Source organism: Neisseria iguanae (genome assembly GCF_003013245.1).
Taxonomy (GTDB): Bacteria; Pseudomonadota; Gammaproteobacteria; order Burkholderiales; family Neisseriaceae; genus Neisseria; species Neisseria iguanae.
In genome coordinates this window covers 1-23130 of sequence record NZ_PXYY01000033.1, presented here as the reverse complement: position 1 = coordinate 23130, position 23130 = coordinate 1, and the positions used below count along the sequence as shown (strand labels likewise).

Below are 23130 nucleotides of genomic sequence, written 5' to 3'. Positions count from 1 at the left end.
GTCCGCGTTTGCCTTTACGCCGACCGCCGAAACAACCTCCGTCCGGCCCGGTGGGGCCTCTGAAAACCCCGCCGGCTGCCTGCGCCAAATGACAGGCAGCCGCTTGGCGGGTTTTGCGGTAGGACAATATAGCCCAACCGGGCCGGATACCCAAAATATCAGCGGCTGCACGGGCGGTGACTTCCGGTATAAAAAACCGGAGGAGTTTTCTTTGGGCATTCTTTGTTAATTTATAATTGGTTATCTTTATTTTTGCAGTCTGACACGACTGGCAATCTACTTCAGCCCCAATTTTTTTACCGCTGCCGCTTCGCGTAAATAAGCTTTGGAATCAACATCGCCAATAGTGGCCAGTAATTCGGTGATGCCTAGGTTGGGTAGGAAATGCGCTTGTGTGGTGTAGCCGATAAAGTCCAGTCCGGTATTGGTGGTGGCTTGGATGATGTCGGTAAAATTGATGTGTGCGGTCAAGCCGTTCAAGCCAATGTAAAAAAGGGTCGTGAATAGTGTGGTGGCGGTAATGGCCGATGAGTGTACCGTTGTTGCGTTGCGGATGGTCATACTGCTGTGCCTCAAAGCTGTAATCAATCCAAATCATTGCGCCGTGCGATAATTTTTCCGTAAGCGTGCGGGTAAATGCATATTGTGCCGGATGTAATTCGCTGGTGTAGCCTTCGATGGCGGGAATATAGGCTTGAGCGGCTTGCATTAATGCTTCGGATAGCAAGGGGTTGGTGGTTTGCACAAATTGCCGGTTTTTCATGCAGACACCGACTTGGTGGAATATGCCTGCTTTATAGTGAACACGTTAGACGGGCATGGTATCAAGTACTTCATTGCCTAACAGTATGCTGTCAAAGGTGTCAGGTAAAGTTGGGAGATGGCCTACTTTTGCTGCCATGCCAATTTGAGGTTGAGGTGCCGGTCTAGCCAAGCGTGTTGGCGTTGGGCTAATTAGGCAGACAATTCAATGATGTAGTAGTATTTGATGCCGTCTGAAAGAAGTGTAGCCAAATCAGCAGCCAAGCGGCCTGTACCTGAGCCGAATTCATAAACATTGCCGGTGGTTTGCGGTAAAGGCGTGTTGAGTTGGCGGGTGAGTGTTTGAACAAATAAAAGGGAAACCGTTGGGGCGGTAATGAAATCGCATGGAAATGCCGATTTCGTGGCTGCCACCGGTGTGGCAGCCGGATTCTGGGTGGTAGAGTGCCAGTTCCATGAAGCAGGAGAACAGCAGCCAGTTGTCATGGGCGGTGATTTCCTATTTGGTGTGCCGGCATAATTGTCGGCTTGACTGGAGTGCTTCGTCAGAACGATGGGGAATATGTGGTTTCATGACTGTTAGATAATGTAAAAATTCAGAATTTTCCGCGACATTATAGCGTGAATGGATAAGTCTCGGAATAGAAGCATTGAATGCAATATATTGTGTTTGATTGATATGATAAACACAATATATTGTATTTTTTTATAGGTTTTAAACGTATGGGCAGCATTGAGGGAATGAGATTATGAGTATATATGATTGTATTTTAATGGCTTTTTTCTGTCATGTGGCGCTATTTTTGTACTTAGGTTGATTTGACCGAACCATAAAAATTTCTTATAGTGTAGGCTAGTGGGGCAGAGTGGGTAAAAGTGTCTGAATTGCCCAAATTTTTATCAAGCAGCGAGAGGGTGTAAGCGTGTTTGGCGGTTCTCATGAATTGAGCATAGACAGTAAAGGGCGGTTGGCCATTCCGGCTAAATTCCGTGACCTTTTGTCGCGCCGATATACGCTGTCGCTGGTTCTGACGTTGGATTCCCGCCAAAAGCTGCTGCTTTATCCTGAGGCGGAATGGGAGCGTGTTTCGACGCAATTGCTGGGGATGAAAGTGGCAGGCAATCCTGTTTTGCAGCGTTATCAGAATTTGTTGCTTCACAATGCGGAAACATTGGAGTGGGATGGCTCGGGTCGTATTTTGATTTCTGCCAATTTGCGCAAGCGTGTCGATTTCGACAAGGAAGTAACCTTAGTAGGCCGTGCCAACCGTTTGGAACTGTGGGGTCGCCAACATTGGGAAGAAGAGATGAATCAGGCTTTGGATATTAATCCTGACGAATTGGCCTTCCAATTGGGCCAAACGGATTTGAAATTGTGAGTAAAGCTGAAAATTATCAACATATTACTGTTTTGCTGCATGAAGCGGTGGATGGTTTGAATATCCGTGAAAACGGGATTTACGTCGACGGTACATTCGGTAGGGGAGGGCATTCCCGCCTGATTTTATCGAAGTTGAATGCGGCAGGGCGCTTGGTGGTGTTTGATAAAGATCCTCAAGCCATTGCGGCAGCCAACAAATTAGCCGAGCAAGATAAACGGGTCAGCGTGGTGCATGACGGCTTTGCGACTTTTCAGACAGCCTTAGATCAATTGGGCATTCAAAAAATTGATGGCGCTTTATTTGATTTAGGTGTTTCTTCTCCGCAAATCGATGAAGGAGGACGCGGTTTCAGTTTCCGTTTTGATGCGCCTTTGGATATGCGCATGGATCCCACCCGCGGGATGTCGGCGGCGGAATGGCTGGCAATCGCGGGCGAACAAGAATTACATGAGGTAATTAAAAATTATGGTGAAGAGCGGTTTAGTCGCCAGATTGCGTGTGCCATTGTTGCGGCACGCGAAGAGACGCCTATTGATACAACCTGCAAGCTGGCGCAGCTCGTGGCGCAAAACGTCCGTACTCGTGAGCGGGGACAAGACCCGGCAACGCGCACCTTCCAAGCAGTTCGCATTTTTATCAACCGTGAACTCGAAGAATTAGAAGAGGTATTGCCGCAAGTGGTAGGCCGTCTGAACAAAGGAGGTCGGTTGGCAGTGATTGCATTTCATTCGTTGGAAGACCGTATTGTGAAGCGGTTTATGAAAAAATATTCACAACATGCACCCTTGCCGCGTTGGGCGGTAGTGAAAGAGTCCGATTTGCCGCAACCGCCTTTGGATTTGGTAGGGAAGGCCATGAAACCGGGCGGGGCGGAAACATCAGCCAATCCGCGCGCCAGAAGTGCGGTGTTGCGGGTGGCGGAGCGCACGGCAGGTAACTTTACTGCTCCATAATCAATATATGGTTTGTCGGGCCGTCTGAAAGTCAGGCGGCCGGTTGAAGTGAAATGAATAAATTAAACGCACTATTATTGATCTTTGTTTTTGCCACCGGTTTGGCGGTAGTGACGGTGCAGAACCAGTCGCGTCTGTACTTTATCGCCTTGGATAAGGCGCAAAAGCAGCAAATCAAGCTGGATCAAGATTATGCCCGCTTGAAGCTGGAGCAGGCGCGTTTGGCCAATCACAAATTGATTAAAGTGGCTGCCGAAAAGCAGAATTTGCAGCCGCCTACTTCGCGAAATACTGTTATGGTGGAGCGACGTAATCAGTAATTGCCTGTATTTTAAAAATAAATATTTTCAGAGAAAACGTTCATGCGGCAAAGCCGCGCAGGTATTCATGACGAGAAGTTTACAATGTTAATTAAGAACGAATATAAACCGCAGATGATTCAAAAGCCGGTCAAAATCAAGAAACCTATCACCAGTGATGGGCGTATTTACTTGGTTTTGTGGCTGATTGCGTGTGCGTTTGCCATCTTGTTGGGCCGCGGTTTCTATTTGCAGACCACGCAGCACGAATTCTTGAAAACTCAAGGTGAGCAACGTTTTGTCCGCACCCTGAATCTGCCTGCTTCGCGCGGTATGATTACCGACCGCAACGGCGCAACCTTGGCCTTGAGTGCGCCGACCGAATCGTTGTATGCCATACCGTCAGGTATGGATGAAATGCCAAGTGCAAGCCAAATGGCGCAATTATCGGCCATTTTGGATATGCCGGTCGAGATCATTCGGGAGCGTTTAAACCGTAAAGACCGTGACTTTGTTTACTTGAAACGCCAGTTGAGCAAAGAAACGGCAGATACCATTACCGCTTTGGGTATTAAAGGTTTGGGTTTCCAAAAAGAATTGAAACGCCATTACCCGATGGGTAATTTGTTTGCACACGTTATCGGTTTTACCAACATTGACGGTAAAGGCCAAGAAGGCTTGGAATTGTCGCGTGAAGACAGCTTGCGCGGTGAGGCCGGTGCCAAAGTTGTACTGCGCGACAACAAAGGTAATATTGTTGACAGCTTGGATTCACCGCGCAACAGTGAACCGAAAAACGGTCATGATATGGTGTTGTCGCTGGATCAGCGAATTCAGACCTTGGCTTATGAAGAATTGAATAAGGCAGTCGATTACCATAAAGCCAAAGCCGGTACGGTCGTAGTATTGGATGCTCAAACCGGTGAAATTTTAGCCTTGACCAACAGTCCAGCTTACGATCCGAACAGCCCGGGCAAAGCCAACAGCGGGCAGCGCCGAAACAGAGCCGTGACCGATATGATTGAGCCGGGTTCGGCCATGAAGCCGTTTACCATTGCCAAAGCCTTGGATGCCGGTAAAGTGACGGCAAATGAAGTATTCAATACCATGCCGTATAAAATCGGTAATGCCTTGGTGCGCGATACCCATGTTTACCCGAAATTGGACGTGCGCGGTATCATGCAAAAATCTTCCAACGTCGGCACCAGTAAATTGTCGGCTATGTTTAAGCCGAAAGAAATGTATGATTTTTATCATGAATTGGGCGTAGGCGTACGCATGCATTCGGGTTTCCCGGGTGAAACAGCCGGTTTGCTGCGCAGCTGGCGCAAATGGCAGCAGATTGAGCAGGCGACTATGTCTTTCGGTTATGGTTTGCAATTGAGCCTGTTGCAGCTGGCGCGTGCGTATACCACATTGACCCACGACGGCGTTTTGCTGCCGGTAAGCTTTGAAAAGCAGGCTGTTGCCCCTAAAGGCAAGCGTGTCATCAAAGCCGAAACCGCGCGACAAGTACGTGAAATGATGGTGTCGGTGACTGAAAAAGGCGGTACGGGTACTGCCGGAGCGGTTGACGGTTTCGATGTCGGTGCCAAAACCGGTACGGCACGCAAATTGGTCGGTGGCCGCTATGTCGACAACAAACACGTTGCTACCTTTATCGGCTTTGCGCCGGCAAAAAATCCGCGCGTAATTGTGGCGGTGGCCGTCGATGAACCGACTAAAAACGGTTACTATGGCGGCGTGGTGGCAGGCCCGGTGTTTAAAGAAGTAATGGGCGGCAGCTTGAATATTTTGGGCGTATCGCCAACCAAACCGCTGAGCGCATTGAAGCCGAAAGAAAAAACATCCTCTTAAATTTTAAAGCAGTAAAGAGAATATTATGTTCAGTGAGTTAACGCCATTGGCTGAAATCGACTTACCTGCTCTGCTGTGTGAAAACGCAGCAGAGCGGTTGTTGCATTCAGACAGCCGCCAAATCAAAGCGGGCGATGTTTTCGTGGCCTGTCAAGGCGAATATACCGACGGCCGCAGTTATATTCCGGCGGCGATTGCCAATGGTGCGGCGTTTGTGTTTTGGGACAATGACGGCAGTTTCGCATGGAGTCCCGAATGGAACATTCCAAATCAAGGCATTAAAGATTTGAAACACCGCGCCGGTATATTGGCCGCTAAAATATACGGCAATGTTTCAGACGGCCTTAAAGTGTGGGGTGTGACCGGCACCAACGGCAAAACCTCCATTACCCAATGGCTGGCGCAAGCAGCTGATTTATTAGGTGAACCTTGTGCCATCATCGGTACGGTCGGCAACGGTTTTTGGGGTCGGCTGGAAGAAACCGGCCACACCACGCCTGATCCTGTTACTGTGCAAACTTTGCTGCATCGTTTCAAACAACAGGGTGCAACCGTGGCGGCGATGGAAATCTCCAGCCACGGCCTGGATCAGTTCCGCGTTAACGGCGTAATGTTTCAGACGGCCGTTTTTACCAACCTCACGCGTGATCATCTTGATTATCACGGGACGATGGAAGCCTACGGCGACATCAAAGCCCGCCTGTTTTACTGGCAGGGTTTGAAACACGCTGTCATTAATGCGGACGACGAATACGGTGCCGCCTTGGCAGGCCGTCTGAAACAGGACAGGCCTGAATTGGCGGTATACAGCTATGGTTTCCACCTTGAAGCCGATATCCGCATTGCCGATTTTCAAGCCTCTTCAGACGGTATGACTGTGGTGTTTGACACGCCGTGGGGCAAAGGCGAATGCAATAGCGGCCTGTTGGGTCGTTTTAACGCACAAAATCTCGCCTCATGTGTCGGTCTATTGTGTGCCAACGGTTATCTGTTGGAAAAAGTGCTGGACGTATTGGCTCAAATCCGTCCGGCTGCCGGCCGCATGGATTGTGTCATGAACAGTGGCAAACCTTTGGTGGTGGTCGATTACGCGCACACGCCTGATGCCTTGGAAAAAGCCTTGGCTACCTTGCAGGAAATCAAGCCGAAAGGCGCCGATTTGTGGTGTGTGTTCGGTTGCGGCGGCAATCGTGACCGCGGCAAGCGTCCGCTGATGGGTGCGGCTGCGGTGGCCGGTGCGGATAAAGTGGTGGTGACCAGCGACAATCCGCGCATGGAACACCCGCAAGACATCATCAACGATATTCTGCCTGTGGTGCGCCAGCCTGAAAAAGTGGAAGCCGACCGTAAAGCCGCAATCGAATATGCCGTTGCCCGCGCAGCCGCGAACGACATCATTTTAATCGCCGGAAAAGGCCATGAAACCTATCAAGATGTGCAGGGCGTGAAGCATCATTTTTCCGATTTTGAAATTGCCGAAGCCGCGTTGGCAAAACGGTGATTAAGAAAGCCTCCACCATGAAACACATGATAGGGCTGTGCATGGCCGCCGTCTCGGTATTAACTGCCTGCAGTGAGAAAGCGGCTGACAAACCGGTTGCGCAAGCAGAAAGCGGTCATGGAGTCTTCAAGTTCAACAAAACCAGCCACAGCACTTGGTGATGAATAACCGCACATATGCCAAAAAATACGCCAAAAAACATTCTGAGCAATGGGCGACGGCCTTGATGATGGAACAGGCTGTCTGAACAAGTAAAGAACATTCATGCCCCACACATTTCAACGCGCTTTTTTGATCGGCGCCGCCTTCTTTTTATTGTTTGGTTGCAGTAGCGGGAGATTGCCGAGTCCAAACGCCGAAATCGCCCATCTGCGCGCGCAAACTCCGCCGGCTGCCGGCAGTTTGATGAATCCGGTCAAAGGTCATGCGTTTAGCGATACATGGCAGGCTGCACGCAGCCACGGGCGCCGACATGAAGGTGTGGACATTTTCGCCAAGAAAAACACCAAAATCCGCAGCACCACCAACGGCGTGGTCACCAAAATCGGTAACAACAAACTCGGCGGCAAAGTCATCGGCATCCAAGGTCCCGGCGCATGGCATTATTACGCCCACTTGAATAAGTTTGCCAACATCAAGCTCAATCAGCGCGTGAAAGCAGGTCAGACCATCGGTTATGTCGGTAACACGGGCAATGCCAAAGGTACGCGGCCGCATTTGCATTACGGCGTTTATCTGCCAAGCGGTGCGATTAACCCTTATCCGTTGATTAATCAGAATAAGTAGGTATTTTAATAAAATAAAGAGAAGTGGGAAATGTCTAAAATTAAAACAAGTTTTAATGTGGTTGAAGAAAAATCAGCACGTTTGGCAGTATTAATTGATGCTGATAATGCTTCTGCGCGTAATGTAAAAGCGATTCTTGATGAAGTGGCTAAATTTGGTGAAGCAACTGTAAAGAGAATTTATGGTAACTTTGTTTCAGGAAATGGGCAATGGAAGCAAGTCATCAATGAGCATGCAATCAAACCAATGCAACAGTTTGCATTTACTACAGGAAAAAATGCAACTGATGGCTTTATGATTATTGACGCGATGGATCTGCTCTATACCAACCGATTCGATGGGTTTTGTATAGTATCTAGTGATAGTGACTTTACAGCTTTAGCTATTCGCCTAAAAGAACAGGGAACTTCTGTATATGGATTTGGTAAAAAGCAAACGCCTGCTGCTTTTCGTAATGCTTGTAGCCAATTTATTTATGTAGAAAATCTTTTGCCTGAAGGTGAAACAGGTTCCGTTCAGCAAAATACTTTTATTGAACCGATAAAAGCGATACAAAATAATACTGTGATTGAGCAGCCTGCTTCTGTTAATGAAGTTGAACTGATGGATTTACCAATCAATACAATTCAAAAGGTTTTTAATACATTTGATGAAGAATGGGTCAATATTAGTGCATTTGGTGCGACATGGAAAAGATTACAAGTGGACTTTGATCCTAGAAGTTACGGCTGTTCAAAATTCACAACATTGATAAAAAAATATCCTGATATTTTTGATTATGAAATGCGAAAGGACCCGGATAATGTTCAAGAGCATATGTATGTTAAATCAAAAATTTAATACGTAAAAATTATTTCGAACTAACATGAAACCTTTAGATTTACACTTCATCTGCCAAGCCTTAAACCTGCCTATGCCGTCTGAAAATCAGCTAGTACAACGCATTGTGACCGACAGCCGCGACATTCAAAGCGGCGATGTGTTTTTTGCCTTGGCGGGCGAACATTTCGATGCGCATGATTTTGTCGGTGATGTGTTGGAGTGCGGTGCGGCGGCAGCCGTGGTGTCGCGTGAAAATTGCGCTTGGCCGGAAGGCGTGTTGAAGGTGGAAGATACGTTGGCCGCTTTACAAACTTTGGCCAAAGCGTGGCGCGACAATGTGGATCCGTTCGTGTTCGGCGTAACCGGTTCGAGCGGCAAAACTACGGTGAAAGAAATGTTGGCCGGTGTGTTGCGCCGCCAATTCGGTGATGAAGCTGTGCTGGCAACCGCGGGCAATTTCAACAATCATATAGGTTTGCCACTTACTCTTTTGAAATTAAATGAAAATCACCGTTATGCTGTGATTGAAATGGGCATGAATCATTTCGATGAGTTGTCGATGCTGACCCAAATCGCCCGGCCGGATACCGCACTGGTGAACAATGCCTTGCGCGCGCACGTCGGCTGCGGTTTTGACGGTGTGGGCGACATTGCCAAAGCAAAAAGCGAGATTTACCAAGGCTTGGCTTCAGACGGCCTTGCGCTGGTTCCGTGTGAAGATGCCAATATCGATACCTTCAAGGCCGCCACAAACCATCTGAAAACGCAGACTTTTGGTGTGCAAAGCGGTGATGTTCATGCCGAAAATATTGTACTCAATCCTTTGTCATGCGAGTTCGACTTGGTGTGCGGTGGCGAACGGGCGGCGGTGGTGCTGCCGGTGCCGGGCAGACATAATGTCAGCAATGCCTGCGCGGCGGCAGCGTTGGCGCAAGCGGCAGGGTTGGGTCTGCAACAGATTTCAGACGGCTTGAAAAACTTCAGCAATATCAAAGGCCGTCTGCAAATCAAACCAGGCATGAAGGGCGCAACGATTATTGACGACACCTACAATGCCAATCCCGACAGCATGAAAGCCGCGATTGACGTATTGGCCGCCTTGCCGGTGCCGCGAGTGTTTGTTATGGGCGATATGGGTGAACTCGGTGAAGACGAAGCTGCCGTCATGCATGCCGAGGTTGGTGCGTATGCGCGTGACAAAGGTATTGAATTTGCCTACTTTGTCGGTGATGACAGCGTGGAAGCTGCGGAAACCTTCGGTGCAGACGGCTTATGGTTTGCCGCCAAAGACCCGCTCGTCCAAGTGATGCGCCACGATTTGCCGGAAAACGCGCATGTGTTGGTCAAAGGTTCGCGCTTTATGAAAATGGAAGAAGTGGTCGAAGCATTGGTGAATGCAGATACCGTTTGAAAACGATTTGAATGCTGTCTGAAAACGCGTTATCTGCTGGAAAAGGTCGGGTTGTTTACACTTTTATTATGCGGAACAGTTTTTGTTTGCCGAAGCGATTGTTTTGGTTTTTTGAATATTGTCAGGAGAACGGTACGCCTTTGCCGTGGCTGTCGGCATTCCTGACCACACGCAACCATCCCTAAAAAGGTCTTCGGGCAAAAAACAAAAAGTGTAAACAACGCGGGAATTTTCCACACGGTCATGTTTCAGACGGCCTGTACCCACTATCTAACCTTGCAGGATAGCGGTGTTGCCCTGCTGAATAAAAAGTAAAAAAAGGAAGTTTGAATGTTTTTATGGCTTGCCCATTTCAGTAATTGGTTTTCTGTGCTGAATGTTTTCCAATACACTACATTCCGTGCGGTAATGGCGGCATTGACCGCGCTGGTGTTTTCGCTGCTGCTCGGTCCTTGGACGATCCGCAAGCTGACGGCTTTGAAAGTCGGTCAAGCCGTGCGTACCGACGGGCCGCAAACGCACCTGGTGAAAAACGGCACACCGACCATGGGCGGCTCGCTGATTTTGACCGCCATTGCCGTGTCGACGCTGTTGTGGGGCAATTGGGGCAATCCGTATATCTGGATTTTGCTGGCGGTATTGCTGTCGACCGGCGCGCTGGGTTTCTACGACGACTGGCGCAAAGTGGTTTATAAAGACCCAAACGGCGTGTCGGCAAAATTCAAAATGGTGTGGCAGTCGACCGTGGCTTTGTTGGCAGGTATTTTCCTGTTTTACGCAGCAGAGCTGCCTTCCAGTACGGCGTTTATCGTGCCGTTTTTCAAACAGATTGCTTATCCTTTGGGCGGCGTCGGTTTTGTGGTGCTGACTTATCTGGTTATTGTCGGTACATCTAATGCGGTGAACTTAACCGACGGTTTGGACGGTTTGGCCGCATTTCCAGTGGTGTTGGTAGCCGGCGGTTTGGCCATTTTCGCCTATGCCAGCGGCCATACCGAATTTGCACGTTATCTGCAATTGCCTTATGTGGCCGGGGCGAATGAAGTGGTGATATTCTGTGCCGCGATGTGCGGGGCATGTTTGGGCTTCTTGTGGTTTAACGCATATCCTGCACAAGTGTTTATGGGCGACGTGGGTGCATTGGCTTTGGGTGCGGCCTTGGGTACGGTGGCGGTGATTGTGCGTCAGGAAATCGTGTTGTTCATCATGGGCGGTTTGTTTGTGGTTGAAGCGATTTCGGTGATGCTGCAGGTTGGCTGGTACAAACGGACCAAAAAACGCATTTTCCTGATGGCGCCGATTCACCATCATTACGAACAAAAAGGCTGGAAAGAAACGCAAGTGGTGGTGCGCTTTTGGATTATCACCATTGTGTTGGTACTGATTGGTTTGAGCACTTTGAAAATCCGTTAAGACTGTCTGAAAAACTGTAATATTCAAATTGGAGGGTGAACCATGTTTGCCAATGTCAAAATAGCGGCGGCCATATTGTCTTTGTTGCTGGGCGGCTGCCTGACTTTGTCGGGCAATTACGAATTAAAAGCTTTTGATCACAACGGCAATCCTGCTTTGACCAATATCCGTTCGGTTGCTCAAGGACGCAGTATTTATACGGTACGTAATGCGATGTGTGCGGCATTGCCCCAAGGAGCGACCATCCGCATTTATCATCTGGATACGGGCAAAGAGTTGGCAGGGGAAAGCCCTTACCGTTGCCGTCACAGCAAAAAGGCCGTTTGAACATAACCGTAATGTACGGTTTGTTCGGCGGCGAAACACCGATTTGATAGAGTTGGAGCCTTAATACGTCGAATTACGTAAAATTCACGCTGAAATGTTGGGTTAATGCCCGCAGCCGCCTGTTCAAAATTCTGAGCGGCCCGCTTGACGGGCTGCCTTCGTAACGAACAAGCGTAGCCGACTCCGAACGGCGCCGGCGGCACATGCCGTTTGCCGTAAAAGCCAAGTGTGCGACGAATGGGTGACCTATTCGCCCAAGCCTTGAGCAGATTGGCAACTGGTAAAAAGCCGGCGGAATCTTTGCTTTTGCAAAGCTACGCCATGGCCGGCTGGATAAGCAATTAAGATGAAGACAGTGGCGCGCCTATGCCGCTTGGTGCCGGCAGCCCGGAAGACAGGCTGGCGGCTTTGCAGGAAATGCTGCCACGTTATGATGTAAAAGGATTTTTTTCAGACGGCCTGAATCCCCCTGTATATCTACAACATAACCTATTGAATCGAACACAAAATGAATTGGCAAAATAAAAAAGTATTGGTCGCAGGTTTAGGCGGCTCGGGCATTTCAATGATTGCATTTTTGCGCCAAGCCGGTGCTGAGGTGGCTGCTTACGATGCGGCGCTCAAATTCGAGCGTGTTTCGCAAATCGGTAACATGTTTGAAGGCTTAAAGTTTTACACAGGCCGTCTGAAAGATGCGTTGGCGGAAGGTTTCGATGCGCTGGCCATCAGCCCGGGCATCAGCGAGCGTCAGCCGGATATTGCCGAATTCAAAGCTAACGGCGGCAGCGTGTTGGGTGATATTGAAATTTTGGCCGGCGTGTTGAACGTGCGCGGTGACAAAGTGATTGCCATTACCGGAAGCAACGGCAAAACCACCGTCACCAGCTTGGTCGGCTATCTGTGTATCAAATGCGGATTGGATACCGTGATTGCGGGCAACATCGGCACGCCGGTTTTGGAAGCCGAGTTGCAGCGAGAAGGCAAAAAAGCCGATGTGTGGGTGTTGGAATTGTCCAGCTTCCAATTGGAAAACACCGAAAGCCTGCGCCCGACGGCAGCGGCGGTATTGAATATTTCCGAAGACCATCTTGACCGCTATGACGATTTGCTCGATTACGCCCATACCAAAGACAAGATTTTCCGTGGTGAAGGCGTGCAGGTATTGAATGCGGATGACGTGTTCTGCCAAGCCATGAAACGTACCGGGCGGGCGGTCAAATGGTTTTCGATTGGACAAGCCGCCGATTATTGGCTGGAGCGTGAAACCGGCCGTCTGAAACACGGCAATGATGATTTGCTGGTGACAGCTGATATTCCGCTGCAAGGCCTGCACAATGCGGCCAACGTGCTGGCGGCGATTGCTTTGTGCGAAGCCATCGGTTTGCCGCGTGAAGCATTACGGGAACACGTCAAAACTTTCCAAGGTCTGCCGCATCGGGTGGAAAAAATCGGTGGAAAAAACGGCGTGGTATTTATTGACGACAGCAAAGGCACCAATGTCGGCGCCACCGCTGCTGCGATTGCCGGTTTGCAAAATCCGCTTTGGGTGATTTTGGGTGGCGTGGGCAAAGGGCAGGATTTTTCACCGCTCAAAAACGTGTTGGCCGGCAAAGCCAAAGGTGTGTTGCTGATTGGTGAAGCTGCGCCGCTGATCCGCCGGGATTTGACAGATTGCGGCGTAGGGATGACGGATTGCGCCACGCTGGAACAAGCGGTTCAGACGGCCTATGCCCAAGCGGAAGCGGGCGATGCGGTATTGCTGAGTCCGGCGTGTGCCAGCTTTGACATGTTCGCAGGCTATGCGCATCGGGCGGAAGTGTTTATTGAGGCGTTTAAGGCTTTGTAGGCCCTCTGAAAAAGCGGCCCGACGGGTAATCCCGGACATAAATTATCATCTTTAAAGAACGCAATCCCTGTTCAGACGGCCTGAATGAGTCAGGCCGTCTGAACACTTTATTCAAGCTGTAATGACTGTTTTTTATCATGAATCTATCTAAAATTCTCGACCGCCAGATTGTGCGCAGCGGTCAAAAAATTGATGTTTCGTTGCTGTGGACGACTATCCTGATGACGGCATTCAGCCTGCTGATGATTTATTCGGCATCGATTGCGTATGCGGCGGATGAAGGCGGCGATCAGTATTCATTTCTGTATAAGCAGGCTGGGTTTATCGGCTTAAGCATGATTGTGTGTGTGCCGATTTCTTTTTTCAAAATGAATTTTTGGAAAAAAATCATGCCGTGGTATTTTGCCTTGTGCGGAATTTTGTTGGTTGTCGTGTTGGGCGTAGGCCGTGAAATCAATGGGGCGACACGTTGGCTTCATATCGGCCCCATCAATTTGCAGCCGACGGAAATGTTCAAATTGGCGGCGGTGTTGTATTTGGCCAGCTTGTTCACGCGTAAGGCGGAAGTCTTGCAAAGCGTGAAAAAAATCATCAAGCCGGGTTCGCTGTTGGTGGTTGGGTTGATCTTAATTCTGGCGCAGCCCGATTTCGGCTCGTTTGTGGTGATTATTGTGATTATTATGGGCATGCTGTTTTTGGCTGGTTTCCCGTGGAAATATTTTGCCATGATGGTGCTGATGGTGCTGATCGGTATGGGCGGGCTGATTCTGGCCGCACCTTACCGTATGGCGCGTATGGCGGGCTTTTTGAATCCTTGGGAAGACCCGTTGGGCAAAGGCTACCAGCTTACCCATTCCCTGATGGCGATTGCGCGTGGAGAATGGTTCGGTGTAGGCTTGGGGGCAAGCTTGGAAAAACGCTTTTACCTGCCCGAAGCGCACACCGACTTTATTTTTGCCGTGATTGGTGAAGAATTCGGCTTTTTGGGTATGTGTGTGCTGGTGTTCTGTTACGGCTGGCTGGTGGTACGGGCATTTTCCATCGGTAAGCAGGCATGTGATTTGGATTTGATTTTCAGCGCGTATGTGGCCAACGGCATCGGTATTTGGATCGGGATTCAGAGTTTCTTCAATATCGGTGTAAACATCGGTATTTTACCAACCAAGGGCTTGCCCCTGCCGTTGATGTCTTACGGTGGTTCGGCGGTGCTGGTTATGTTAGTTTGTATGACGCTGTTGTTACGGATTGATTATGAAAACCGTCAAAAAATGCGCGGTTATCAGATAGAAGGATAGATTGGATGGGCGGCAAGACATTTATGTTGATGGCCGGCGGTACCGGCGGCCATATTTTTCCCGCATTGGCCGTGGCAGATTCATTACGTGCGCGCGGCCATCATGTGATTTGGCTGGGAAGCGAAGGTGCGATGGAAACGCGTATCGTGCCGCAATACGATATTTTGTTGGAAACTTTGGCGATTAAAGGCGTGCGTGGTAATGGTTTGAAACGCAAACTGATGCTGCCGTTTACGCTGTTTAAAACCATCCGCGCGGCACAACGCATCATCAAAAAACACCGTGTGGCCTGCGTGATTGGCTTCGGTGGTTTTGTGACGTTTCCGGGCGGCGTGGCGGCAAAGTTGTGCGGTGTGCCGATTGTGGTTCACGAGCAAAATGCGGTGGCCGGTCTGTCCAACCGTCAGTTGTCGTGCTGGGCGAAACGCGTGCTGTATGCGTTCCCCAAAGCGTTTGAATACGAAAACGGCTTGGTCGGCAACCCTGTGCGCGCCGACATTGCCAACTTACCGGCCCCTGCCGAACGCTTTGCCGGAAGGGCAGGCCGTCTGAAAGTCCTGGTGGTGGGGGGGAGCTTGGGTGCGGATATTCTCAATCAAACCCTGCCCCAAACTTTGGCCTTGCTGCCCGAAAACGAACGTCCGCAAGTGTATCACCAGTCCGGCCGCAATAAGCTGGGCAGCCTGCAAGCAGGTTATGATGCCTTGGGCGTGGAAGCAGAATGCGTGGAATTTATTACCGATATGGTTTCAGCCTATCGTGATGCCGATTTGGTGATTTGCCGCGCCGGTGCGTTGACCATTGCCGAATTGACGGCTGCCGGCCTCGGCGCGTTATTGGTGCCGTATCCGTATGCGGTGGATGATCACCAAACCGCCAATGCCCGTTTTATGGTGCGCGCCCAAGCCGGGCTTTTGCTACCGCAACCGGAACTGACACCGGAAAAACTGGCCGGAATATTGAATGGTTTAACGCGCGAACAATGTTTGCAATGGGCAGAACAAGCCCGCACCTTAGCCTTGCCGCACAGCGCGGATGATGTGGCGCAAGCAGCGATTGAAGCGGTGGTTTAAGCAGTTTTAGCAGGCCGTCTGAAAGCGTACCGGCGTTTTCAGACGGCCTGACAGCTATGTTAATCATCCTTTACAATAAAACAATGGCGCATAACGCGGCAGCCCTTTAAAATAATGCTCTTATGCAAAATTTGACTTCGGGACAGAAATCATGATGAAAAATCGAGTAACCAATATTCACTTTGTCGGCATCGGCGGTGTCGGAATGAGCGGCATTGCTGAAGTTTTGCACAATTTGGGTTTCAAGGTTTCCGGTTCTGATCAGTCAAAAAACGCCACCACCGAGCATTTGGCCGGTTTGGGTATTCAAGTGTATCCCGGCCATACTGCCGAACACGTCAGTGGTGCCGATGTAGTGGTGACATCAACCGCTGTGAAAGCCGATAATCCTGAAGTGGTGGCGGCTAATCGGCAACACATTCCTGTGATTCCGCGCGCGTTGATGCTGGCGGAATTGATGCGTTTTCGCGACGGCATCGCCATTGCCGGTACGCACGGCAAAACCACCACCACCAGCCTGACTGCTTCGATTTTAGCGGCTGCCGGTTTGGATCCGACTTTCGTTATTGGCGGCAAACTCACCGCCGCCGGTTCGAATGCGCGTTTGGGACAGGGTGAATACATCGTGGCGGAGGCCGATGAATCGGATGCGTCTTTCCTGCATTTGACGCCGATTATGTCGGTGGTGACCAACATCGATGAAGACCATATGGATACATACGGTCACAGCGTCGAAAAGCTGCATCAGGCATTCATCGATTTTATCCACCGAATGCCGTTTTACGGTAAAGCGTTTTTGTGTACCGACAGCGAATACGTACGGGCGATTGTGCCGAAAGTCAGCAAACCGTTTGTCACTTACGGCTTGGACGATACCGCCGATATTTATGCCACTGATGTCGAAAACGTCGGTGCGCAAATGAAATTTACCGTGCATGTGAACATGAAAGGTTACGAACAAGAGCCGTTTGAAGTAATACTGAATATACCGGGCCGTCATAACGTTTTGAATGCTTTGGCGGCAATCGGTGTAGCTTTGGAAGTAGGTGCTTCGGTGGAGGCCGTCAAACAAGGTTTGCTCAGCTTTGCCGGCGTAGGCCGCCGCTTTCAAAAATACGGCGAAGTTGCCCTGCCTAAAGGTGGAACAGCCCTGCTGGTTGACGACTACGGTCATCATCCGGTGGAAATGGCCGCGACCGTAGCCGCCGCCCGTGGGGCATATCCTGACAGACGTTTGGTATTGGCGTTCCAACCGCACCGCTACACCCGCACCCGCGATTTGTTTGAAGATTTTACCAAAGTATTGAATACCGTCGATGCACTGGTATTGACCGAAGTGTATGCCGCCGGTGAAGAACCGATTGCAGCAGCCGATTCGCGTGCTTTGGCGCGAGCCATACGCGTATTGGGCAAATTGGAGCCGATTTACTGCGAAAACGTGACCGAGTTGCCTGAAATGTTGCTGAATGTGTTGCAAGACGGCGATATGGTGCTGACCATGGGTGCCGGCAGCATCAATAAAGTGCCGCAAGCCATGGTGGATGCGGCAAAACAATAATAATCGGAAAGCCGTCTGAAAAGAACAGCCGGCTGGAAAAAGTAGAAAGACAAGCAGTATGCAGAATTTTGGCAAGGTGGCCGTGTTGATGGGTGGTTTTTCAACCGAACGCGATATTTCATTAGACAGCGGCGCAGCCATTTTGGCGGCGTTGCAAAGCAAAGGTATCGACGCGCACGCGTTCGACCCGAAAGAAACACCATTGGGCGAATTGAAAATCCAAGGTTTTCAGACGGCCTTCAATATTTTACACGGCACCTACGGTGAAGACGGCGCGATTCAAGGTGCGTTGGAATTAATGAACGTGCCTTATACCGGCAGCGGTGTGGCCGCTTCGGCTATTGGTATGGATAAATACCGTTGTAAGTTGATTTGGCAGGCCTTGGGCTTGCCTGTGCCGGAATTTGCCGTATTGCGTGACGACAGCGATTTTGAAGACGTAGAAAAAAATTTAGGCTTGCCGTTATTTGTCAAACCGGCGGCAGAAGGCAGCAGCGTTGGCGTGGTGAAAGTCAAAGAAGCAGGCCGTCTGAAAGCCGTTTACGAAGAATTGAAGCATTTGCAGGGCGAGATTATTGCCGAACGTTTTATTGGTGGTGGCGAGTATTCCTGTCCGGTATTGGGCAATCGTGGTTTGCCGAGCATCCGTATCATTCCGCAAACCGAATTTTACGACTGGGAAGCCAAATACCGGCGTGACGATACCGTTTACCAATGCCCGTCTGATTTGGGCGAAAGTGACGAAACCTTAATGCGTGAATTGGCGGTGCGCGGTGCACAAGCGATCGGTGCGGAAGGCTGCGTGCGTGTGGACTTTTTGAAAGATACCGACGGTAAACTGTATCTTTTGGAAATCAACACGCTGCCCGGCATGACCGGCCACAGTTTAGTTCCGAAGTCCGCCGCACAAGCCGGCTTGGATTTTGCCGATTTATGTCTTGAAATTTTGAAAACTGCTCATGTGGGATGATACCGGCGCCTTGGGGCGGTTAACAAGATGGTTGTCCCTGCTGGTGGTGCTGTTGCTCATCGGGGCAGGGGTGGCATGGGTATATCATTCGGATCACTTCCCCATCAAAAAGGTTGCTATTGAAGGCAAGCTGGTTCATCTGGATGGGAAAGTGCTGCAAACCATTGCGCAAAAACACCTTAGCGGTAATATTTTCCGCGCCGACATGAATGCCGCGCAGGAAGCTTTCCAAAAGTTACCGTGGGTGGATTCGGCTTTGGTACGCCGCCGTCTGCCGGATGCGGTCGAAATCCATTTAACTGAACGGATTGCGGTCGCCCAATGGAAAAAATCGGACTTGGTCGACAGCAAAGGTAATATTTTCCAAGCCACACTTGATCAAGATTTACCGGTTTTTGAAGGTCAGCCCGGCACCGGAAAAGACATGGTCAGACATTACAACGAATTTGCCGGCATCCTTGGTGCGCGCGATTTGAAAATGAGAGAGCTGATTTATACACCGCGTTCGGCGTGGTATATCGTGTTGGACAACGGCATTACCGTGCGTTTGGGGCGCGAGCATGAAATCAAACGTCTGCAACTCTTTGCCGAAATTTGGCCGAGTCTGCTGCAAAAACACCGCAACCGCCTGTCGTATGTCGATATGCGTTACAAAGACGGTTTCTCGGTGCGGTACAACCAACCTTTGGACGAGCCGTCTGAATGATTTAGGCTCAGTAAAAAATACAACATTAGCGAAATGAATGGGAATTTATGGAACAAGGCAAATACATCAGTGCATTGGACATCGGCACGTCAAAAGTGATTGCACTTATCGGGGAAGTGCAGGAAGATAATGAAATCCATATTGTCGGCTTGGGTCAGGCACCGTCGCGCGGTTTGAAAGCCGGTATGGTGACAAACATCGATGCGACTGCACAAGCCATCAAACAGGCGGTCAATGAAGCCGAGTTAATGGCGGATACCAAAATTTCCCATGTCACGACAGGCATCGCCGGCAACCATATCCGCAGCCTGAATTCGCAAGGTGTGGTCAAAATCAAAGACGGTGAAGTGATGCAGGCCGACATCGACCGTGCCATTGAAACTGCCAAAGCCATCAATATTCCACCCGACCACAACATTTTACATACCGTGGTGCAAGAATACATTATCGATAACCAACCAGGCGTGAAAGAGCCGATCGGCATGAGCGGCGTGCGTTTGGATACACGCGTGCACATCATTACCGGCGCCAATACCGCGCTGCAAAACATCCAAAAATGCATTCAGCGTTGCGATTTGCAGATGGATCAAATCATGCTGCAACCCTTGGCCAGCGGCCAGGCCGTGTTGACCGAAGATGAAAAAGACCTGGGGGTGTGCGTCATCGACATCGGCGGCGGTACCACCGACATTGCGGTTTACACCAACGGCGCGATTCGTCATACCGCCGTAATCCCAGTGGCCGGTGACTTGATTACCAAAGATTTGGCACAAGCGTTACGCACGCCGCACAGCGCCGCCGAATACATCAAAATCCATTACGGCGTAGCGATTCCGACCATGGACGATTTGGATGAAATGGTTGAAGTACCGAGCGTGGGCGACCGCTTGCCGCGTCAAATTTCACGCCGTGTGTTGGCCAGCGTCATCGGTCCGCGTGTTGAAGAAATTTTGGAATTGACCTTGAACGAACTGCGCCGCTCAGGCTTCCCTGAAGAAGTGTTAACTTCGGGCATCGTCCTGACAGGCGGCGCATCTATGTTGACGGGTATTGTCGAATTGGCGGAAGAAATCTTCAATCTGCCGGCGCGTATCGGTGTGCCGCAGGAAATGGGCGGCGTATCCGAACGTATCCGTAATCCACGTTATGCTACTGCCATCGGCCTGCTGCAAGCGGCACGCGGCGAAGAAGACGGCAGCCCGGTAACCGGTGCGGTACAAGTCGGCGGTGAGCGCGGCGGAAAACTCAGCTTATGGGCACGCTTCCAAAAATTCTTAAAAGATAATTTTTAATCCGTTAAAATGAGCGAACCGTTTGACAGATGTTCAGACGGCCTATTTATCGGTATCATTCATCAGGCCGTCTGAAAGCAAACTGTATGTTTTTTGTTTAAAAAATGCAGCTGAAATCCGGCTGTGGTGGCTGAGTGTCAGAAGTATTTTGCAAGTGGTCGGATACTTCTTATATAATATACAGTAACAATTTATTTTTAACCGTCCTCACAGCAGGGCGCGGAGGAGTATTTGAATGGAATTTATTTACGACGTAGCGGAATCAGCCGCAAGCCCTGCGGTCATTAAAGTTATCGGTTTGGGCGGTGGCGGCTGCAATGCCATCAACAACATGATTGAAAACATCATTCAAGGTGTGGAATTTATCAGTGCCAATACCGATGCCCAGTCATTGGGTAAAAACAACGCGGCCAAACGCATTCAGTTGGGTACCAACCTGACCCGCGGTTTGGGTGCGGGAGCCAATCCTGAAATCGGTCGAGCAGCCGCTCAAGAAGAGCGTGAAGCAATTGAAGATGCCATTCGTGGCGCGAATATGTTGTTCATCACCACCGGCATGGGTGGCGGTACCGGTACCGGAGCGGCGCCCGTTGTGGCAGAAATCGCAAAAGAAATGGGTATCCTGACCGTAGCTGTTGTGACCCGTCCGAGCAATTTTGAAGGCAACAAACGCGGCCATATCGCACAAAACGGCTTGGAGCAGCTGAAAGGCCAAGTGGATTCGCTGATTGTGATTCCTAATGACAAATTGTTTACCGTATTGGGTGAAGATGCCACCATGCGTGAAGCATTCCGCGCGGCAGACGATGTATTGCGCAATGCCGTGGCTGGTATTTCTGAAGTGGTCACTAATCCGGGTTTCATCAACGTTGACTTTGCCGACGTGAAAAATGTGATGAGCATCAAAGGTATGGCCATGATGGGTTCCGGTTTTGCCCAAGGCATCGACCGTGCGCGTTTGGCGACTGAACAAGCGATTTCAAGCCCGTTGCTGGATGGCGTGACCTTGGATGGCGCACGTGGCGTATTGGTGAATGTAACGACTGCACCGGGTTGTCTGAAAATGTCGGAATACGGTGAAATCATGAAAGTCGTCAACAGCAATGCCCATGCTGATGCCGAATGTAAATTCGGTACGGCTGAAGATGAGAACATGAGCGAAGATGCGATTCGTGTCACCATCATCGCCACCGGTTTGCAAGAACACGGCTATCAGGCCGTTCCGGTACGCACTTCTTCACGTGTACAGCAAACATTAGGCGGTCGAGAGCGTGAAGAATACGCTCCCCAACAATCACACAACATTGACGGCTTGGTACGCTCAGGTCGCGGTACGCGCGGTATGAATCTGACTGCTGCCGATTTTGGTAATCAATCGGTTTTAGATGATTTTGAAATTCCGGCTATTTTGCGCCGTCAAAATTCTTCTGATAATTGATTGGATAAATTATCAAAAGCCTGCTTTTTGATCCTCCCTTCAAAAAATCGGCTGTTTGATTCAAGGATTGAGTTCGATATTGTGTCGGGCTTAATCCTTTTCATCTTACTTGAATTCATTCCGTATTGTCATACTCAATATATCGATGAACAGCATGAGACCCTTCCTAACTGATAAAAGGTTACCATGATTACCAAATAACCCAACCTTTTCCCAAACCCCTAAAATCCCCTAAATTCCTTTGAAACCGGATTTTAGAGGATTCTCCCCATGGGCCGCTTTTTCAAACAAACCGCCGAAGCTGTGATTGCCAAGCATACCGGCCACTTTCCATTGCTTAAAGCCCACATCATTACCGGTTTTCGGCAACCGTTATCCCGAACAGCAAAAAGCCGTTATGCCCGTCACAACGGCAGCCGTCCCCCTTGTTCATGACTGTCCGTGTCCAACGCCGTTTTACCCGGCCGATGGCACAGCCTATCCGACCCCGGACACAGCACCGTTACCCGTAGGCTTTTAACGCTGCCGCGGTTTTGACGAACCCGGCATGCCCGACCACAGCACACTCTGCCGCTACCGTAACCGGCTGGCGCAAAACAATACCCTTTCCGAACTGTTGGATTCGATTAACCGCCAACTGGCCGGAAAAAGGCTTAAAAATCCAAAGTACCAAAGCTGCCGTTATTATCCAAACCGCCGACCGACGATAAGCAGTGACGAGGGATTGAAACCGATGAGGACGGTGTTGTTTCAGAAAACACACCCGGTAAAGATAAGATGCCCGCCGGGTAAAGAAAGATGGTAAGTTCTCCTTCGGCTGCAAACAACACACCCGTACCGACGATAAAGGTTATCTCGAAAAGCGGCACATCAGTCCTGCAGACGGACACGGGTGCAACCACTTCGAACTGCGGTTTAGCGATATTGCCCGAGGTGTCAGGGTTAATGCCGACAAAGGATATGACGGCAAAGCCAACCGAACGTTACTGCAACATAAAGGGCTTTCAGACGGCATGATACGTAAAACGTACAGAGGCCGTCCGTTAACCGAAGAAGATAAGGGAAGAAATAAGCGTTGCCGAAAACGCGTTATGTCATGGAACAGCGTTTCGGGACGCTGCGCCGTACATTCCGATACAACCGTGCTTCTTATTTCGGGCTGCTATAGTCAAAGAAAAACAGACATGACACACCAACCTTTATGACGGCATACGCAAAAGACCATCGGCAAATGGTACTTGGCAAGCCCGAATCAGGAATGGGCGATTAGGCAATAGCCAGTGAATACAACATCGGCAAAACCACCATTCAAAACCGGAGCAAAAAACCGTCACGGCTCGCAAAGGGAAGACACGGCTTTACAACGCCAAGACGCAGAACAATACCCCGACGATTACCAACGGGAAAGAGCGGTTCGCTTTAACTGCACCCAACGGGCG

General features: G+C 50.0%; 22 protein-coding genes and 2 pseudogenes. 20 read left to right on the top strand and 4 right to left on the bottom strand.

Annotated elements, in window-relative coordinates; all coding sequences use genetic code 11:
- From C7N83_RS15915 to C7N83_RS15905, 3 genes and pseudogenes are all read right to left on the bottom strand, one after another.
- Positions 1 to 250: pseudogene (locus tag C7N83_RS15915) on the bottom strand (IS1595 family transposase); the annotation flags it as partial.
- Between the two features lie 81 nt (positions 251 to 331).
- Positions 332 to 763 (bottom strand): SAM-dependent methyltransferase, encoded by a 432-nt coding sequence (locus C7N83_RS15910; protein WP_245911157.1) that lies wholly within the window; start codon positions 761 to 763, stop codon positions 332 to 334.
- A 191-nt stretch (positions 764 to 954) separates the two neighbouring features.
- Positions 955 to 1248: a hypothetical protein gene (locus C7N83_RS15905; protein ID WP_245911156.1), complete on the bottom strand. Its 294-nt coding sequence runs from the start codon at positions 1246 to 1248 to the stop codon at positions 955 to 957.
- Positions 1249 to 1685: 437 nt separating this feature from the next.
- Here C7N83_RS15905 and mraZ point away from each other — a divergent pair, with 437 nt between their 5' ends.
- The 19 genes from mraZ to ftsZ all read left to right on the top strand — a co-directional run bounded on the left by mraZ (position 1686) and on the right by ftsZ (position 21691).
- Positions 1686 to 2141, top strand: a complete 456-nt coding sequence (mraZ, locus tag C7N83_RS06660) for a division/cell wall cluster transcriptional repressor MraZ (protein WP_106741514.1) — start codon at positions 1686 to 1688, stop codon at positions 2139 to 2141.
- Positions 2138 to 3097, top strand: a complete 960-nt coding sequence (gene rsmH / locus C7N83_RS06655) for a 16S rRNA (cytosine(1402)-N(4))-methyltransferase RsmH (protein WP_106741512.1) — start codon at positions 2138 to 2140, stop codon at positions 3095 to 3097. Before mraZ ends, rsmH begins: the two co-directional genes overlap by 4 nt.
- 53 nt (positions 3098 to 3150) lie before the next feature.
- Positions 3151 to 3417: a cell division protein FtsL gene (gene ftsL, locus C7N83_RS06650; protein ID WP_106741511.1), complete on the top strand. Its 267-nt coding sequence runs from the start codon at positions 3151 to 3153 to the stop codon at positions 3415 to 3417.
- An 84-nt stretch (positions 3418 to 3501) separates the two neighbouring features.
- Positions 3502 to 5253 carry a peptidoglycan D,D-transpeptidase PBP2 gene (gene penA, locus C7N83_RS06645; protein ID WP_106741509.1) on the top strand — a complete coding sequence of 584 codons (1752 nt, stop codon included), beginning with the start codon at positions 3502 to 3504 and terminating at the stop codon, positions 5251 to 5253.
- Positions 5254 to 5278: 25 nt separating this feature from the next.
- Positions 5279 to 6754, top strand: coding sequence for a UDP-N-acetylmuramoyl-L-alanyl-D-glutamate--2,6-diaminopimelate ligase (locus C7N83_RS06640; protein ID WP_106741508.1), 1476 nt, complete (start codon positions 5279 to 5281; stop codon positions 6752 to 6754).
- Positions 6755 to 6771: 17 nt separating this feature from the next.
- Positions 6772 to 6915 (top strand): hypothetical protein, encoded by a 144-nt coding sequence (locus C7N83_RS14710; RefSeq protein WP_170064838.1) that lies wholly within the window; start codon positions 6772 to 6774, stop codon positions 6913 to 6915.
- 103 nt (positions 6916 to 7018) lie between these two features.
- The gene (locus C7N83_RS06635; protein WP_106741506.1) at positions 7019 to 7540 is read left to right on the top strand and encodes a M23 family metallopeptidase; all 522 of its coding nucleotides are present in this window, start codon (positions 7019 to 7021) and stop codon (positions 7538 to 7540) included.
- A 30-nt stretch (positions 7541 to 7570) separates the two neighbouring features.
- On the top strand, positions 7571 to 8380 hold the full coding sequence (locus tag C7N83_RS06630) for an NYN domain-containing protein (RefSeq protein WP_106741504.1): 810 nt from the start codon (positions 7571 to 7573) through the stop codon (positions 8378 to 8380).
- A gap of 25 nt (positions 8381 to 8405) precedes the next feature.
- Positions 8406 to 9773, top strand: a complete 1368-nt coding sequence (locus C7N83_RS06625; protein WP_106741503.1) for a UDP-N-acetylmuramoyl-tripeptide--D-alanyl-D-alanine ligase — start codon at positions 8406 to 8408, stop codon at positions 9771 to 9773.
- A gap of 330 nt (positions 9774 to 10103) precedes the next feature.
- Positions 10104 to 11186, top strand: a complete 1083-nt coding sequence (gene mraY / locus C7N83_RS06620; protein ID WP_106741501.1) for a phospho-N-acetylmuramoyl-pentapeptide-transferase — start codon at positions 10104 to 10106, stop codon at positions 11184 to 11186.
- A 42-nt stretch (positions 11187 to 11228) separates the two neighbouring features.
- The gene (locus tag C7N83_RS06615) at positions 11229 to 11513 is read left to right on the top strand and encodes a hypothetical protein (RefSeq protein ID WP_106741500.1); all 285 of its coding nucleotides are present in this window, start codon (positions 11229 to 11231) and stop codon (positions 11511 to 11513) included.
- A 508-nt stretch (positions 11514 to 12021) separates the two neighbouring features.
- Positions 12022 to 13359: a UDP-N-acetylmuramoyl-L-alanine--D-glutamate ligase gene (murD, locus tag C7N83_RS06610; RefSeq protein ID WP_106741498.1), complete on the top strand. Its 1338-nt coding sequence runs from the start codon at positions 12022 to 12024 to the stop codon at positions 13357 to 13359.
- A 137-nt stretch (positions 13360 to 13496) separates the two neighbouring features.
- The gene (ftsW, locus tag C7N83_RS06605) at positions 13497 to 14654 is read left to right on the top strand and encodes a putative lipid II flippase FtsW (RefSeq protein WP_211296600.1); all 1158 of its coding nucleotides are present in this window, start codon (positions 13497 to 13499) and stop codon (positions 14652 to 14654) included.
- A gap of 5 nt (positions 14655 to 14659) precedes the next feature.
- Positions 14660 to 15727 carry an undecaprenyldiphospho-muramoylpentapeptide beta-N-acetylglucosaminyltransferase gene (gene murG, locus C7N83_RS06600; protein ID WP_106741495.1) on the top strand — a complete coding sequence of 356 codons (1068 nt, stop codon included), beginning with the start codon at positions 14660 to 14662 and terminating at the stop codon, positions 15725 to 15727.
- Between the two features lie 151 nt (positions 15728 to 15878).
- Complete coding sequence (gene murC / locus C7N83_RS06595) at positions 15879 to 17285, top strand: UDP-N-acetylmuramate--L-alanine ligase (RefSeq protein WP_170064837.1); 1407 nt, start codon at positions 15879 to 15881, stop codon at positions 17283 to 17285.
- A 58-nt stretch (positions 17286 to 17343) separates the two neighbouring features.
- Positions 17344 to 18255: a D-alanine--D-alanine ligase gene (locus tag C7N83_RS06590; protein ID WP_106741492.1), complete on the top strand. Its 912-nt coding sequence runs from the start codon at positions 17344 to 17346 to the stop codon at positions 18253 to 18255.
- Complete coding sequence (locus C7N83_RS06585) at positions 18245 to 18961, top strand: cell division protein FtsQ/DivIB (RefSeq protein WP_106741491.1); 717 nt, start codon at positions 18245 to 18247, stop codon at positions 18959 to 18961. The genes C7N83_RS06590 and C7N83_RS06585 overlap by 11 nt, the downstream gene beginning before the upstream one ends.
- A 47-nt stretch (positions 18962 to 19008) precedes the next feature.
- On the top strand, positions 19009 to 20253 hold the full coding sequence (ftsA, locus tag C7N83_RS06580; RefSeq protein ID WP_106741489.1) for a cell division protein FtsA: 1245 nt from the start codon (positions 19009 to 19011) through the stop codon (positions 20251 to 20253).
- A 235-nt stretch (positions 20254 to 20488) separates the two neighbouring features.
- Entirely contained in the window at positions 20489 to 21691 is a 1203-nt protein-coding gene (ftsZ, locus tag C7N83_RS06575) for a cell division protein FtsZ (RefSeq protein ID WP_106741488.1), read from the top strand.
- Positions 21692 to 22344: 653 nt separating this feature from the next.
- On the opposite strand, the gene C7N83_RS15900 is transcribed toward ftsZ, so the two are convergent.
- The gene (locus tag C7N83_RS15900) at positions 22345 to 22560 is read right to left on the bottom strand and encodes a hypothetical protein (RefSeq protein ID WP_245911155.1); all 216 of its coding nucleotides are present in this window, start codon (positions 22558 to 22560) and stop codon (positions 22345 to 22347) included.
- Between C7N83_RS15900 and C7N83_RS16955 the strand changes: the two are divergent.
- Positions 22534 to 22896, top strand: a pseudogene (locus C7N83_RS16955) (hypothetical protein); the annotation flags it as partial. The gene C7N83_RS15900 and the pseudogene C7N83_RS16955 sit on opposite strands and share 27 nt — an antisense overlap.
- Positions 22897 to 23130 lie beyond the last annotated feature (234 nt).

What these genes read in the sequence shown, in the direction of transcription:
- C7N83_RS15910 (WP_245911157.1), bottom strand. Translation starts at nt 763, where the DNA reads ATGAAAAACCGGCAATTTGTGCAAACCACCAACCCCTTGCTATCCGAA.
- C7N83_RS15905 (WP_245911156.1), bottom strand. Translation starts at nt 1,248, where the DNA reads ATGACAACTGGCTGCTGTTCTCCTGCTTCATGGAACTGGCACTCTACC.
- ftsL (WP_106741511.1), top strand. Translation starts at nt 3,151, where the DNA reads ATGAATAAATTAAACGCACTATTATTGATCTTTGTTTTTGCCACCGGT.
- penA (WP_106741509.1), top strand. Translation starts at nt 3,502, where the DNA reads ATGTTAATTAAGAACGAATATAAACCGCAGATGATTCAAAAGCCGGTC.
- C7N83_RS06640 (WP_106741508.1), top strand. Translation starts at nt 5,279, where the DNA reads ATGTTCAGTGAGTTAACGCCATTGGCTGAAATCGACTTACCTGCTCTG.
- C7N83_RS14710 (WP_170064838.1), top strand. Translation starts at nt 6,772, where the DNA reads ATGAAACACATGATAGGGCTGTGCATGGCCGCCGTCTCGGTATTAACT.
- C7N83_RS06635 (WP_106741506.1), top strand. Translation starts at nt 7,019, where the DNA reads ATGCCCCACACATTTCAACGCGCTTTTTTGATCGGCGCCGCCTTCTTT.
- C7N83_RS06630 (WP_106741504.1), top strand. Translation starts at nt 7,571, where the DNA reads ATGTCTAAAATTAAAACAAGTTTTAATGTGGTTGAAGAAAAATCAGCA.
- C7N83_RS06625 (WP_106741503.1), top strand. Translation starts at nt 8,406, where the DNA reads ATGAAACCTTTAGATTTACACTTCATCTGCCAAGCCTTAAACCTGCCT.
- mraY (WP_106741501.1), top strand. Translation starts at nt 10,104, where the DNA reads ATGTTTTTATGGCTTGCCCATTTCAGTAATTGGTTTTCTGTGCTGAAT.
- C7N83_RS06615 (WP_106741500.1), top strand. Translation starts at nt 11,229, where the DNA reads ATGTTTGCCAATGTCAAAATAGCGGCGGCCATATTGTCTTTGTTGCTG.
- murD (WP_106741498.1), top strand. Translation starts at nt 12,022, where the DNA reads ATGAATTGGCAAAATAAAAAAGTATTGGTCGCAGGTTTAGGCGGCTCG.
- ftsW (WP_211296600.1), top strand. Translation starts at nt 13,497, where the DNA reads ATGAATCTATCTAAAATTCTCGACCGCCAGATTGTGCGCAGCGGTCAA.
- murG (WP_106741495.1), top strand. Translation starts at nt 14,660, where the DNA reads ATGGGCGGCAAGACATTTATGTTGATGGCCGGCGGTACCGGCGGCCAT.
- murC (WP_170064837.1), top strand. Translation starts at nt 15,879, where the DNA reads ATGATGAAAAATCGAGTAACCAATATTCACTTTGTCGGCATCGGCGGT.
- C7N83_RS06590 (WP_106741492.1), top strand. Translation starts at nt 17,344, where the DNA reads ATGCAGAATTTTGGCAAGGTGGCCGTGTTGATGGGTGGTTTTTCAACC.
- C7N83_RS06585 (WP_106741491.1), top strand. Translation starts at nt 18,245, where the DNA reads ATGTGGGATGATACCGGCGCCTTGGGGCGGTTAACAAGATGGTTGTCC.
- ftsA (WP_106741489.1), top strand. Translation starts at nt 19,009, where the DNA reads ATGGAACAAGGCAAATACATCAGTGCATTGGACATCGGCACGTCAAAA.
- ftsZ (WP_106741488.1), top strand. Translation starts at nt 20,489, where the DNA reads ATGGAATTTATTTACGACGTAGCGGAATCAGCCGCAAGCCCTGCGGTC.